The following is an 11,880-nucleotide window of genomic DNA, read 5'->3' on the forward strand; positions in this document are numbered from 1 at the left end:
GCGGGCCGGCGCCGCGCAGGGACCCGCCCCGCCTTTCCCCGGCCGGCGGCTCGGGCACGTCGGCGAGGCCGAGCCGGGCGAGGGCGTCGTGCAGGTCCGGGCCGACCGCCCCGCCCGGGCCGGAGAGGCGCTCGGCGTCGTTCTCGGCGCTCATCGGGCGGCTCCTCCGGGCCTCGCCGCGACGCCGGGGCGCTCCGCCATCGTCACGCGGTCCCCGGCGCGTCGGGCGCCGGGCCGATCCGGACCCGGTCGCGGCCGTCGTGCTTGGCGGCGTAGAGCGCCCCGTCGGCCCGCTTGAGCGCGTCCTCGAAGCGCTCGCCGGGCTGCTCCTCGACGAGGCCGACGCTGACCGAGACGGCGAGCGGGCCGCGCGGCGTCGCCACCGGGGTCGCGGCGGTCGCGGCGCGCACCCGTTCGGCCACGCCCCGGCCGGCCTCCAGCCCGGTCTCGGCGAGCAGGATCGCGAATTCCTCGCCGCCGAGGCGGCCGATCGCGTCGGCGGGCCGCAGGTTCGCCCGGCAGGCGGCCACGAAGGCCACCAGCGCCGCATCGCCGGCGGCGTGGCCGTAGCCGTCGTTGACGCGCTTGAAGTGGTCGAGGTCGAGCATCATCAGGCAGCACGGCCCGTTCTCGCGCCGGCCCCAGTCGTGCTCGCAGACCTCCAGGAAGCGGCGCCGGGCGAGCGCCCCGGTGAGGGGGTCGGTATCGGCGAGGCGGCGCAGCTCGCTCTCCAGCCGGATCCGGTGCTCGATCTCGCTCGACAGCACCTCGTTGAGGGATTGCAGCGTCCGCTGCTGGGCCGAGAGGCGCTGGTTGGCGCGCTGGAGGTCGGCCTGCATCCGGTCGCTCAGGCGCACCAGCCGGGACTGCTCGCGGTAGCCGCGGCGATAGGCTTCGGCGAGTTCCCTCACCCCCGCGGCGGTCTCGCCGAGATTGGCCAGCATCACCTCGGTCCGCGCCAGCAGGGCCTCCTCGTGGTCGAACAGGCTGAAGACGTTGGCCGGTCCCTCGGCCGGTCCGGCCTCCGGCGGGCGGCGTCCGGGCTTGGTCACGCGGCGACCTCCACCATCTCGAAGCGGGCGTGGGAGAAGTCGGCGGCGAAGTCCTCGCCCGCCTCCTCGATCGTCTCGTCGCCCGCGGCGAAGAGCCAGCGGATCGTCACCGGCCGCCCGGCCGCGGCGGCGTCCTCCAGCGGCATGAACAGGTTCATCAGGGCCTTGGCGCTCGACGAGTTGAAGTAGGCCAGCGCGACCTCGAAGGTCACGGCATCCGCGCCGCCGCCGTCGAGATGCGCGCGCAGTCCTTGCAGCAGGGGGCCGAAGAAGGCGGCGGCGTCCTCGGGATAGGATTCGCCGCGCATCGTCAGGCGCCCGCCGGCGAAGTCGAAATCGACCATCGGGGAGCGGTCGGTCGCGGCGCGCTGGATCCGGTCCATTTCGCCGCCCCTCAGATGAAGGCCTTGAGGCAGAAGAAGCTCCTGCCCCCGCCGACGTCCTCGAACCCGTAGGCGACCGGCTCGCTGGCGCGCCGGGCGATCTCGATCAGGCCGAGGCTGCCGCCGAGGCTGGTCTCCTCCGCCGGCTGGCGCAGCTTCTCGCGGTAGAACAGACGCAATTCCTCGCCCGACAGGCCGGCGAGGTGGTCGAGGCGGCTGCGCAGGCCGGCGACCTCGGCCTGCGGCACCTCGTTGCCGCAGGCGACGAAGAAGCGCTCGCCCTCGACGCCGACGACGATCATCCCGGCGCTGACCCGGCCGTCGAGGGGGGCATCGGCGGGGGAGAGCCGGTCGGCGGAGTAGCGGATCACGTTCTGGGCCTGCTCGACGAAGATCGAGAACACCCGCTTGGCGACGTTGGCGTCGGTGGTGCCCTGGCGCATGCGCAGCTTCAGGACCTCGCCGAGGGCGTGGAGCAGGTTCTCCGACAGGTCGCCCCCGAACGACAGGATGACCCCCTGCCGCCGCGACGCGTCCTGGAACGTCTTGAGGTCTGAAGCGAGCAACGGGACCCCCCGATCAACCGCGAACGGTCCGGAACGACCCACGGCCCGGCCCGGGATCGTCGCGCGATCGAAGCCCGGGCGCCTCGCGGTCGATCCTGCGGAACGCATGACTAGAACACCACATCTCTCGGAAGTCTTACCGTCATCACAGGCCATCAACGTCCGAAACGTGCATGTGCCCACAATAACGCCCCCGGGAAAGACTTTATTTTGGTCACTCTGCCTAAGTCGCTGGCGCCGATGGGTCCGGTCGATGAGGCTCGCCGCCGGGTGACGGGACTGTGCAGGCCGGCGCTTGCCCGACTGGCGCGGCGTCGTGCAGCATTCCGGCGGCAGCAATGGAGGCGGCCATGGTCGAGGTCAAGCGGCGGCGGTCCTTCGAGCCCGGCCACCGGCTCAAGTTCATGGTGCTGGTCGACGAGACGCCCGAATGCGACCGCGCGGTGCATTTCGCGGTCCGGCGCGCCGCCCGCACCGGCGCCCGGGTGGTGATGCTCGCGGTGGCCGAGCCGCCCGAGACCCTCGACTGGCTCGGGGTCGGCGACGCGATGCGGGCCGAGGCCGAGGCCGAGACCGCCGCGCGCCTCGATGCGCTGGCGGCCGAGGCCCGGCAGGCGGCGGGCGTCGACCCGGAGCGGGTGGTGCGCACCGGCGAGCGCGCCGACGAGATCCTGCGGCTGATCGACGAGGACGAGGACATCGGCTTCCTCGTGCTCGCCGCCGCCCCCGGCACCGACGGGCCGGGCCCGCTGGTCTCGACCATCGCGGGGCGCGCCGCCGGCCACTTCCCGGTCCCCGTCGTCATCGTGCCCGGCGCGCTCAGCGAGGCCGAGATCACCGCCCTCGCCGGGTAGGCGAAGGGGCGATTCGCGAGTTGAGAAATTCCCCGCGAGGGTCCACATCACCGGGTGGCGCGCCCTCGCGCGCCGTTCCCGGCCGGCCTTGAACCGGCGCAGAGAACCCGAGGATTTTTTCATGTTCATCCAGACCGAAGCCACGCCGAACCCCGCCACCCTGAAGTTCCTGCCGGGCCGGGTGGTGCTGCAGGACGGCACCTTCGAGGCCCGCGACCCCGCCGGCGCCGTCGGCTCGCCGCTCGCCCGCGCGCTGTTCGACGTTCCGGGCGTGTCCGGCGTGTATTTCGGCCACGACTTCATCTCGGTCACCAAGGCCGAGGACGGTTCCGAGTGGCCCCAGGTCAAGCCGGCGGTGCTCGGCGCGATCATGGAGCACTTCATGTCGGGCGCGCCGGTGCTCGATGCCGGCGCCACCCAGGAGGCCGCGGAAGAGTTCTTCGACGAGGCCGACATCGAGACCGTCGAGACGATCAAGGACCTGCTCGAGACACGCGTCCGCCCGGCGGTGGCCGGCGACGGCGGCGACATCACCTTCCGGGGCTACCGCGAGGGCGTGGTCTATCTCGAGATGAAGGGAGCCTGCTCCGGCTGCCCGTCCTCCACCGCCACCCTGCGCCAGGGCGTGCAGAACCTCTTCCGCCACTTCCTGCCGGACGTGCGCGAGGTCCAGGCGGTCTGAAGACCGCTGGAAACCGGGACCGTCCCGCGCTGACGGGACGGTCCGCGTGCTGTAAGCGGGACCGCGGCCCGCGTTCGGGCGGCGGGTACGGGAGGCGAGGGACGTGCGTATTCTGGCCATCGACACGGCGCTGGAGACCTGCGCGGCCTGCGTCATGGCCGACGACTCGCCCGAACCCCTCGCCGCCGAGAGCCTCGACCTCCAGCGCGGCCACGCCGAGGCGCTGCTGCCGCTGATCGAGCGGGTGATCGCCCGGGTCGAGGGCGGCTTCTCCAGCCTCGACCGGGTCGCCGTGACGGTGGGGCCCGGCAGCTATACCGGCTTGCGGGTCGGCCTGTCGGCGGCGCGGGCGATCGGGCTCGCCACCGGCATCCCGGTCGTCGGCGTCACGACCCTGTCGGCCCTGCTCGCGCCGCTGCTCGCCGCCGAGGACGATTTTCTGGGCCAGGGCTGCGTGCTCGCCGCCGCGATCGACGCCCGCCACGGCCACGTCTATCTCCAGGCCCTCGGGCCGGACGGCGGCATCGCGGTCGCGCCGGTCCAGGTGCCCCTCGCCGAGGCCCTGCGCCTGCTCGGTCCCGGCCCGGCCGCCCTGGCGGGGTCGGCGGCGCCGGCCCTCGCGGCGGCGGCGGGCGCCGCCGGCATCGCGGCGCACGTGCCGGAGGGCCACATCGCGCCGCAGATCGCCTGGGTCGCCTCCCTCGGCCTCGTCGCCGACCCGGCCCACGCCCTGCCGCGCCCGCTCTACCTGCGCGGGCCCGACGCCCAGCCGCAGGACCACCTGCGCCTGCCCCGGCAGTGAGGCCGCCATGCGGTGGATGCCCTTCCGGCCGGCTCCCACCCCGCATGTCGAACCGCTGACCTCGCCCGAGCGCGCCGCCGACCTCGCCGCCCTGCACGCCACCGCCTTCGCCCGGCCGTGGGAGGCGCACGAGTTCGAGCGCATGCTGTGCGAGCGCGGCCATCTCGCCCACGCCCTGCGCCTCGGGCCGGTCCTGGCCGGCTTCGTCCTGTCGCGCCGGGTGCTCGACGAGGCCGAGATCCTGACCGTGGTGCTGGCCCCGGCCCGCCGCGGCGCCGGCCTCGCCCGCCCGCTCCTCGCCGCCCACCTGCGCGGCCTCGCCGATCTCGGCACCCGGATCGTCCACCTCGAGGTCGAGGACGGCAACGCCCCGGCGCTCGCCCTCTACCGCCGCCTCGGCTTCGCCGAGACCGGCCGGCGCGCCGGCTACTACGCCAAGCCGGACGGCACCCGGGCGACCGCCCTGACCATGCGGGCGGTGCTGGACTGAGCAGATTTCGCAGAAGCGATAGCCGGTTTTGCGGCAGAAATCTGCGACAGATCAACAAACTAAGCGGTCGATGCGTGGGCCTGCCGACGCAAGGCGACTTAGCCCGCGAAGCACGGCGCGGGAGCCTCTCGGCTGGGAGCCCCCGCAAGGGACCGGCACCGGCTTGACAGACCCCCGCCCGCCCCATACACCGCCGCCATCGCAGCGAAGCGAGACACCAAGCGGGCGTAGCTCAGTTGGTTAGAGTGCCGGCCTGTCACGCCGGAGGTCGCGGGTTCGAGCCCCGTCGCCCGCGCCATCCCACCGGGATGCAGGTGCTTCTTCGTGCGGTTACGCCACGCGGGCGTAGCTCAGTTGGTTAGAGTGCCGGCCTGTCACGCCGGAGGTCGCGGGTTCGAGCCCCGTCGCCCGCGCCACTTCCGAACACCCCTTCAGCCGAAATCCAGTTCCGGGTAGCGCCGGAAGATGCCCTGCTCGTTGAACGGCTGCCGCCGGTCGCTGGCGAGGTAGGCCGCGATGCGCGGACGCTCGGACACGCGGTCGTGCAGCGCCGCGACATGCGGCGTCGCGTCGAGAGCGCGAGCGGCCGCCTTCGGGAAGGCGTAGCGCAGGCCGGCGACGAGTTGGAACAGCGACAGGTCGGCGTAGCTCAGCCGGTCGCCGGCGAGCCAGTCTGGACCGGACGGGTTGGCGGCGAGAACCCGCTCGAACCAGCCGAGGAATTTCGGGATCCGCGAGCGGCAGACATCCTCGGCGCGGCGGGCCGCCTCGGGCTTCTGGTCCTCGTAGTACAGGCCGGTCGCCACCGGATGGTGGGTGTCGTGCACCTCCGTCACCGCGTCGGCGATGGTGAGCTGGATCTGGTGCGTCCAGATCCGCTCGGCCTCGCCCGCGCCGACGAGGCCGTGGCGCGGCCCGAGATAGAGCAGGATCGCGGCGGTCTGGGCAACGAGAACGTCGCCGTCGCGCAGGACGGGCGGCGCGAAGGGCGGATGCGGCCCCGGCCCCGACAGCAGTGCCGTCATGGCGTCGGCCCCGTCGGCCTCGCGCGCGACGTCGCGGTACGGCGCGCCGGCCTCCTCGAGGGCGAGGCGGACGAACTCGCCCCGGCCCTGGAGGCCCGGCCAGTAGAACAGCCAGTAGCTCACCAGGAGCCCATCTCGTCGCGGTTGGGGCGGCGCCCGTGCGGCGTCAGCCCGTCGACCACGCCGGGCAGCACCTGGGCGAGTTGCGCCAGCAGGTCGTCGCGGCCGAGCCCGGTCTGGCGGCTGAGGGTATCGACCGTGTCGGAGCCGAGCGCCTGGGCGAGCTGCTGCGGCTGGACCGGACGGTTGTGGCCTACGCCGATCCACGACTCGATCACGTCGCCGAGGCCGCCGCGCCGGAAGCCCTCGATGAGCGAATCGAGCCCGCCGCCGAGCGGTCCGCCCGGGGCTTCGTCCGCCGGCTCGCGATCGAGCCGGCCGTAGGGCCCGGCCTCGGGATTGAACGGATTGTCGACCTCGCCCCGCGGACGCTCCTGCGGCCGCTGCGGCGCCCCGCCGGGGCCGTCGAGCATGCCGGAGAGGTCGGAATAGGGGTTGTCGGAATCCCCGGCGCGCCCGCGCGGCGCCGGCTCGTCGTAGGGTTGCGGCGCGTAGCCCGGTTCCGGCTCCTCCGGCCGGCGCCGCGGCACCGGCCGCTCGCCGCCGCCGAGGATGTCGCCGAAGCCGCCCTGCGCCGCCTTGGCGGCGAGCAGCATCAGCAGCGCCTTCACCAGCGGCGACATCGCGCCGCCACCCTGGGCCCGGCCACCGCCGAGGACGTTGCCGAGCACCGAGCCGATGACCTGATCGAGCAGTCCCATGACGGGCCTCCGTGAGCGGACCGGGATGCCGGCCGCGGCTTCCTCAACGGGCGGGGATCGAACCGGGTTGCGCCGCGTCAGCGCCGGTCGCGGGCACCGTCGCCGCCGCCGGTGCTGGAGCGGTCGGCCGGGGGCAGGTGGTCGAGGGGGTTGGTGCGCCCGCCGGTGCTGCCGGTCAGGCCGGTATCGCCGGGCATCACCTTGGTCGAGGGCTTGATCGCCTGCGGCGGCGCCACGGCCGGGTCGCCCCGGCGGGCCCCGTCGGGGATGTCGGCGGCGGTCGGCTGGTCGCGCCGATCGGAGATCGCGAGGGCCGGCACGGTGGCGGCGAGAACCAGGGCGAGGGCGCCGAGACCGGCGGCACGACGGGGCGGGACCATGAGGCGTCTCCGGGCTGGGATCACTCTCCCGGAGCAAAGCCTGACCACAGGCCGGGTTCCGTCATGGGATTGCCGGTTGATCGCTCGGCGATTCCTGCGGGATCGCTCCGCAAGGCGGAGATCGGCTTCGCGCGAACGCCGCGCGGGCTTGCGGCACCCTGTCAGGAACGAACCTTCCGGGCAGCGTATCAGCGGCGCGATTGGCCCGCCGGCGGATCGGCGAAGAGGGGGTTGGCGGGCGGCGTCGCGGCCGGGGAGGGCGGATCGTCGAGGCGCGAGCGCAGCGACTCGACCGGGGGCGGCTCCGGGACCGCGCCGTCGGCGCGCCCCGGCGAGGCGGCGCGCCCTCCCTCGATCACCTGCGGCAGCCGTGGGCCGGCGGCCGGATTGGCGTGGGCCTGCGCCGCGGCGGCGGACGTGGCGGCGAGGAGGATGACGCGCGCCGCGCGCCTCATCCGCCGCGTCCCTTGCGTCCCTTGTACTTCGGCCGCTGGCCCGGAAAGCCTTGGGTCGAGCGGCCGGTCGGGCGCTCGGCATAGCTGAAGGGCACCTCGCGATCGGTGCCCGGCCCCATCTCGTCGAGGTCGGGCGCGCGGATCCGGGTGCCCTCGTCGGACATCCCCTTGCCGCCCGGCCCGAAGGCCAACGGCTCCGCCGGCGACCCGGCCTTGCCCCGGCGCCGCTTGGCGCCGTACTTGCCCGCGTCGCGCTCGACCTCCCCCTGCGCGGCCATCGGGTCGTCGGCGATGGCGAGTTCGGTCGCCTGGAGCCGCTTGAGCTCGTCGCGCAGCCGCGCCGCCTCCTCGAAGTCGAGATCGGCGGCGGCCGCCCGCATCCGCTTCTCGAGGTCGGCCATCACCGCCTTGAGGTTGTGGCCGACCGTCACCGCGCCCTGGCTCAGCCCGGCATCGACCTGGACGTGGTCGCGCTCGTAGACGCTCTCCAGGATGTCGGCGATGTTGCGCTTGACGCTCTGGGGCGTGATGCCGTGCTCGGCGTTGTAGGCGAGCTGCTTGGTGCGCCGGCGCTCGGTCTCCGCCATGGCGCGCTCCATCGAGCCGGTCACCTGATCGGCGTACAGAATGCAGCGTGCGTCGGCGTTGCGGGCGGCGCGGCCGATGGTCTGGATCAGCGAGGTCTCGGAGCGCAGGAAGCCCTCCTTGTCGGCGTCCAGGATCGCCACGAGGGCACATTCCGGGATGTCGAGCCCCTCGCGCAGGAGGTTGATGCCGATCAGCACGTCGAAGGCGCCGAGCCGCAGGTCGCGGATGATCTCGATCCGCTCCAGCGTGTCGATGTCCGAGTGCATGTAGCGCACCCGCACGCCGTTCTCGTGCAGGTACTCGGTCAGGTCCTCGGCCATCCGCTTGGTCAGGGTAGTGACGAGGGTGCGGTAGCCGGCCGCCGCGACCTCCTTCACCTCGCCCAGAAGGTCGTCGACCTGGGAGCGGGCCGGGCGCACGTCGATGACCGGGTCGACGAGGCCGGTCGGGCGGATGACCTGCTCGGCGAAGACGCCGCCGGTCTGCTCCATCTCCCACTTCGCCGGGGTCGCCGAGACGTGGATCGATTGCGGCCGCATCGCGTCCCATTCCTCGAACCGCAGCGGGCGGTTGTCGAGGCAGGAGGGCAGGCGGAAACCGTACTCGGCCAGCGTCGCCTTGCGGCGGAAGTCGCCCCGGTACATGCCGCCGATCTGCGAGATCGTGACGTGGCTCTCGTCGGTGAACACGAGGGCGTCGTCGGGCAGGTACTCGAACAGGGTCGGGGGCGGCTCGCCGGGCTTGCGGCCGGTGAGGTAGCGCGAGTAGTTCTCGATGCCGTTGCAGGCACCCGTCGCCTCGATCATCTCGAGGTCGAAGGTGCAGCGCTGCTCGATGCGCTGCGCCTCGATCAGCCGCCCCATCCGGGTCAGCTCCTCGACCCGCCACTTCAGCTCGTCCTTGATGCCCTTGATCGCCTGCTGGAGGGTCGGGCGCGGCGTGACGTAGTGGCTGTTGGCGTAGACCTTGACGAACTTGAGCTCGTTGAGGGTCTTGCCGGTGAGGGGATCGAACTCGCTGATCGCCTCGATCTCGTCGCCGAACAGGCCGATGCGCCAGCCGCGGTCCTCCAGGTGGGCCGGCCACAGCTCGATCACGTCGCCGCGCACCCGGAAGGTGCCGCGGGCGAAATCGGCCTGGATGCGCTTGTATTGCAGCGCCACGAGGTCGGCGATGAGCTGGCGCTGCTCGATCTTCTCGCCGAGGCTGACCGTGAACGACATCGCCGTGTAGGTCTCGACCGAGCCGATGCCGTAGATGCACGACACCGACGCGACGATGATGACGTCGTCGCGCTCCAGCAGCGCCCGGGTCGCCGAGTGGCGCATCCGGTCGATCTGCTCGTTGATCGACGATTCCTTCTCGATGAAGGTGTCGGACCGCGGCACGTAAGCCTCGGGCTGGTAGTAGTCGTAGTACGAGACGAAGTATTCAACGGCGTTATCGGGGAAGAACGACTTGAATTCGCCGTAGAGCTGCGCGGCCAGCGTCTTGTTGGGGGCGAGGATCAGCGCCGGGCGCTGGGTCTCCTCGATCACCTTGGCCATCGTGAAGGTCTTGCCCGAGCCGGTGACGCCGAGCAGGACCTGATCGCGCTCGCTCGCTTTCACGCCGGCGACGAGTTCGGCGATCGCCCGCGGCTGGTCGCCCGCCGGCGTGAACTCGGACTTCAGCCGGAACGGGACGCCGCCCTCGGATTTCTGCGGCCGCTCGGGACGATGCGGCCGCCACGCCACGCCGTCCTTGAACAGCGGGTTGCCCTCGGTGAGGAGCTTGGTCAGCGCGTCCACCGTCGCCGAGACGCCGTCCGTGGCGAGTGTCGAGGGCTGCTCCTCCGGCTCCCCGGCCTCGGGCGGGCGCAGGCCGAGGGCCTCGGCGAGTTTCGGATCGACCTCCGCGGCGTCCCCGTGGGCGAAGGCCGCCTGCGGCGCCTCGCCGAAACCCGACGGGGCCTTCTTCGGCCGGCCGCGCCTCGGGGCGGGGGCCGGCTCGGGCGCCGGCGCCGCCTGGGGCAGGCGGTCGCGGTTGAGCGCCGGGTTGAGCAGCTCGGCGAGGAACGGGTCGAGCGGCTTCAGGTCGGGCTTCGACGCCTTGGCGGTCGAGGCCCGCGGCTTCCTGCCGGGGGCCTTCGCGGAATCCGGGGCGTTCTTCACGTCGGAGACGTTCTTGGGAGCGGCCATCCCGCCAATATGGGGCCGCGTCCCGGTCGCAGGAAGTCCTTCCGGGACCACCTTGCCGGATCTACTCGGCGGTGTCGGCCGGCACGCGGAAATACGGCTCGACCGCGCCCTTCAGCTTGACCGTCATCGGGTTGCCGAAGCGGTCGCGGGCGTTGCCGGCGGCCAGCCGCACCCAGCCCTCGCTGACGCAGTATTCCTCCACGTTGGTCTTCTCGACGCCCTTGAACCGCACGCCGACGCCGCGCTCCAGCAGGGCGGCGTCGTGGAACGGGCTGCGCGGGTCGGTGCTGAGGCGGTCGGGCGGGGCGTCGCTCATCGTGTGTCTCCTCGGGTCGGGAATCGCCGCTGAGGTAGCCGCTCCGCGGACGAATGCCAATCGCGGGCGGCGCGCGCTGCGGCACGCCGCATCCCGATCGCCGCCGCATCACATCGCCTTCCGTTTGGCATTATTCCAGCTTCGATCAAGTCTTCGAGCGGAAGCACAAGATGGAAGCGCTCCAATGTTTCGTCGAGGGCTTGATTTGTCCGGCGCGTCGCCGCATTCATCGGCCGTCGTAACCGCTTTGAACGGTGGCTGCGGCGATCCTCATCTGATTGCGGTCGAGCCGCGGAGGGCCCGCGATGGCGCGCGCGTTGAACCTGATCCAAGGCTGTGCCGGCCTGCTGCACGAGGGCTGGCCGCCCCTTGGCCTGACCTGGCGCTGGCTGGTCGTGGAGACCGGCGCCGCCCGGAGGAACGGCCGGTGACCGCCCCCGTCCTGAGCGAGCCCGCGCTGGCCCGCCTGCGGGCCGAGGCCGAGATCCGCGGCCAGGACGCCCTGGAGCGGGCGCTGGCGCAGGCGTTCTGGCAGGCCCTGGAGCGCCATCCGCTCGCGCCGATGGCCGCCCTGGAGGCGGCGGCCCGCACGGTGGGCGACCTCTACCGGCAGGTCGCCTCGCTGCACGGCGACGTGCCGCGCTGCGGCTGTGGCTGGCAGCCCGACCCGGACGACGACGGCATCCGCCTCGAGGCGATGATGGCCGCCGCGATGCAGGTCCGGCCGGACGACCACGGCCTCGCCGGCATGACGGTCGCCGGGCGGGCGTGAGCCCGAGGGCCTCGCGCTTCCGCCAAAACCCGGTAAGCTTCCGCTCCTGCGAGTGGAGGCGTGATGACCGGAGCGTTCGACCACATCCTGAACTGGCGGCTGCTGCCGGGCTCGCACGCCTTTCCGGGACCGGACGGCGGCACCTGCATCAACGAGGCGGCGGTGGTCGCGGCCGGGCTGCCCTACCGGGCGATCCGCTCCGCCGCCGATTGCCCGCCCTGCTTCTCGGTCCCGCTCGCCGCCTACGCCCTCGGGCTCAACGACGCGATGCCGGATGCCGAGCGGCCGCGCCTGATGGCCTTCGTGCTGCGCCTCGCCGGCTCGGCCGCCGCGCCGGAGGTCGAGGCGGCGCGCGTCGCCCATCTCGCCCGCGAGACCGTGCGCCGCCTGCTGCCGCCGGCCCTGGAGCAGGCCGGCCTGCCGGCCGAGGCCGCCGCCTGCCGGGAGGCGGCGAGCCTCAAGGAGGCGGTCGCGGCGGCGCAGCGGGCGGCTTGGCCCGCCGGTGCCGCCGCCG

General features: G+C 73.0%; 15 protein-coding genes, 2 tRNA genes and 1 pseudogene. 9 read left to right on the plus strand and 9 right to left on the minus strand.

The features are described 5' to 3' along the window. Positions 1–203: 203 nt before the first annotated feature. From EOE48_RS28005 to EOE48_RS28015, 3 genes are read right to left on the minus strand one after another with little or no spacing between them, the layout of a single operon-like run. Positions 204–1,052: a GGDEF domain-containing protein gene (locus tag EOE48_RS28005; RefSeq protein WP_246155021.1), complete on the minus strand. Its 849-nt coding sequence runs from the start codon at positions 1,050–1,052 to the stop codon at positions 204–206. Next, complete coding sequence (locus tag EOE48_RS28010) at positions 1,049–1,435, minus strand: DUF1987 domain-containing protein (RefSeq protein ID WP_127734157.1); 387 nt, start codon at positions 1,433–1,435, stop codon at positions 1,049–1,051. The genes EOE48_RS28005 and EOE48_RS28010 overlap by 4 nt, the downstream gene beginning before the upstream one ends. 11 nt (positions 1,436–1,446) lie before the next feature. After that, a complete protein-coding gene (locus EOE48_RS28015; protein WP_127734158.1) occupies positions 1,447–2,001 on the minus strand; it encodes a SiaB family protein kinase in 555 nt (184 codons plus the stop codon). A gap of 350 nt (positions 2,002–2,351) precedes the next feature. On the opposite strand from EOE48_RS28015, the gene EOE48_RS28020 reads away from it, so the two are divergent. The 6 genes from EOE48_RS28020 (at position 2,352) to EOE48_RS28045 (ending at position 5,245) form a co-directional block, all read left to right on the plus strand. Continuing rightward, positions 2,352–2,855 (plus strand): universal stress protein, encoded by a 504-nt coding sequence (locus EOE48_RS28020; RefSeq protein WP_127734159.1) that lies wholly within the window; start codon positions 2,352–2,354, stop codon positions 2,853–2,855. Between the two features lie 121 nt (positions 2,856–2,976). Further along, a complete protein-coding gene (locus EOE48_RS28025; RefSeq protein WP_127734160.1) occupies positions 2,977–3,537 on the plus strand; it encodes a NifU family protein in 561 nt (186 codons plus the stop codon). A gap of 103 nt (positions 3,538–3,640) precedes the next feature. Beyond that, entirely contained in the window at positions 3,641–4,339 is a 699-nt protein-coding gene (gene tsaB / locus EOE48_RS28030; RefSeq protein WP_127734161.1) for a tRNA (adenosine(37)-N6)-threonylcarbamoyltransferase complex dimerization subunit type 1 TsaB, read from the plus strand. A 7-nt stretch (positions 4,340–4,346) separates the two neighbouring features. After that, positions 4,347–4,829: a GNAT family N-acetyltransferase gene (locus EOE48_RS28035; protein ID WP_127734162.1), complete on the plus strand. Its 483-nt coding sequence runs from the start codon at positions 4,347–4,349 to the stop codon at positions 4,827–4,829. 221 nt (positions 4,830–5,050) lie between these two features. Then, positions 5,051–5,127, plus strand: a tRNA-Asp gene (locus EOE48_RS28040). Between the two features lie 41 nt (positions 5,128–5,168). Continuing rightward, positions 5,169–5,245 (plus strand) — tRNA-Asp (locus EOE48_RS28045). A 15-nt stretch (positions 5,246–5,260) separates the two neighbouring features. Here the strand turns inward: EOE48_RS28045 and EOE48_RS28050 are convergent. The 6 genes from EOE48_RS28050 to EOE48_RS28075 form a co-directional block, all read right to left on the minus strand. Next, the gene (locus EOE48_RS28050) at positions 5,261–5,977 is read right to left on the minus strand and encodes a glutathione S-transferase (RefSeq protein WP_127734163.1); all 717 of its coding nucleotides are present in this window, start codon (positions 5,975–5,977) and stop codon (positions 5,261–5,263) included. Then, positions 5,974–6,675, minus strand: a complete 702-nt coding sequence (locus EOE48_RS28055; protein ID WP_127734164.1) for a YidB family protein — start codon at positions 6,673–6,675, stop codon at positions 5,974–5,976. Before EOE48_RS28055 ends, EOE48_RS28050 begins: the two co-directional genes overlap by 4 nt. Positions 6,676–6,752: 77 nt before the next feature. Further along, positions 6,753–7,055 (minus strand): hypothetical protein, encoded by a 303-nt coding sequence (locus EOE48_RS28060; protein WP_127734165.1) that lies wholly within the window; start codon positions 7,053–7,055, stop codon positions 6,753–6,755. 188 nt (positions 7,056–7,243) lie between these two features. After that, positions 7,244–7,510 (minus strand): hypothetical protein, encoded by a 267-nt coding sequence (locus EOE48_RS28065; protein ID WP_127734166.1) that lies wholly within the window; start codon positions 7,508–7,510, stop codon positions 7,244–7,246. Beyond that, a complete protein-coding gene (gene uvrB / locus EOE48_RS28070) occupies positions 7,507–10,278 on the minus strand; it encodes an excinuclease ABC subunit UvrB (protein WP_127734167.1) in 2,772 nt (923 codons plus the stop codon). The genes EOE48_RS28065 and uvrB overlap by 4 nt, the downstream gene beginning before the upstream one ends. 61 nt (positions 10,279–10,339) lie before the next feature. Next, positions 10,340–10,594 (minus strand): DUF3297 family protein, encoded by a 255-nt coding sequence (locus tag EOE48_RS28075; protein WP_127734168.1) that lies wholly within the window; start codon positions 10,592–10,594, stop codon positions 10,340–10,342. A 305-nt stretch (positions 10,595–10,899) separates the two neighbouring features. Between EOE48_RS28075 and EOE48_RS30345 the strand changes: the two genes are divergently transcribed. From EOE48_RS30345 to EOE48_RS28085, 3 genes and pseudogenes are all read left to right on the plus strand, one after another. Then, on the plus strand, positions 10,900–11,025 hold the full coding sequence (locus EOE48_RS30345; RefSeq protein ID WP_281292805.1) for a hypothetical protein: 126 nt from the start codon (positions 10,900–10,902) through the stop codon (positions 11,023–11,025). Next, a complete protein-coding gene (locus EOE48_RS28080) occupies positions 11,022–11,366 on the plus strand; it encodes a hypothetical protein (protein ID WP_425463694.1) in 345 nt (114 codons plus the stop codon). The genes EOE48_RS30345 and EOE48_RS28080 overlap by 4 nt, the downstream gene beginning before the upstream one ends. A gap of 63 nt (positions 11,367–11,429) precedes the next feature. Continuing rightward, positions 11,430–11,880, plus strand: a pseudogene (locus EOE48_RS28085) (hypothetical protein); the annotation flags it as partial.

It is taken from the genome of Methylobacterium oryzihabitans, from assembly GCF_004004555.2.
Classification (GTDB): Bacteria; Pseudomonadota; Alphaproteobacteria; order Rhizobiales; family Beijerinckiaceae; genus Methylobacterium; species Methylobacterium oryzihabitans.

Bases quoted from the DNA above. Each gene is read 5' to 3' on its own strand.
- EOE48_RS30345 (WP_281292805.1), top strand. From the start codon at position 10,900: ATGGCGCGCGCGTTGAACCTGATCCAAGGCTGTGCCGGCCTGCTGCAC.
- EOE48_RS28065 (WP_127734166.1), bottom strand. From the start codon at position 7,510: ATGAGGCGCGCGGCGCGCGTCATCCTCCTCGCCGCCACGTCCGCCGCC.
- EOE48_RS28035 (WP_127734162.1), top strand. From the start codon at position 4,347: ATGCGGTGGATGCCCTTCCGGCCGGCTCCCACCCCGCATGTCGAACCG.
- EOE48_RS28055 (WP_127734164.1), bottom strand. From the start codon at position 6,675: ATGGGACTGCTCGATCAGGTCATCGGCTCGGTGCTCGGCAACGTCCTC.
- EOE48_RS28075 (WP_127734168.1), bottom strand. From the start codon at position 10,594: ATGAGCGACGCCCCGCCCGACCGCCTCAGCACCGACCCGCGCAGCCCG.
- EOE48_RS28020 (WP_127734159.1), top strand. From the start codon at position 2,352: ATGGTCGAGGTCAAGCGGCGGCGGTCCTTCGAGCCCGGCCACCGGCTC.
- uvrB (WP_127734167.1), bottom strand. From the start codon at position 10,278: ATGGCCGCTCCCAAGAACGTCTCCGACGTGAAGAACGCCCCGGATTCC.
- EOE48_RS28010 (WP_127734157.1), bottom strand. From the start codon at position 1,435: ATGGACCGGATCCAGCGCGCCGCGACCGACCGCTCCCCGATGGTCGAT.
- EOE48_RS28025 (WP_127734160.1), top strand. From the start codon at position 2,977: ATGTTCATCCAGACCGAAGCCACGCCGAACCCCGCCACCCTGAAGTTC.
- EOE48_RS28060 (WP_127734165.1), bottom strand. From the start codon at position 7,055: ATGGTCCCGCCCCGTCGTGCCGCCGGTCTCGGCGCCCTCGCCCTGGTT.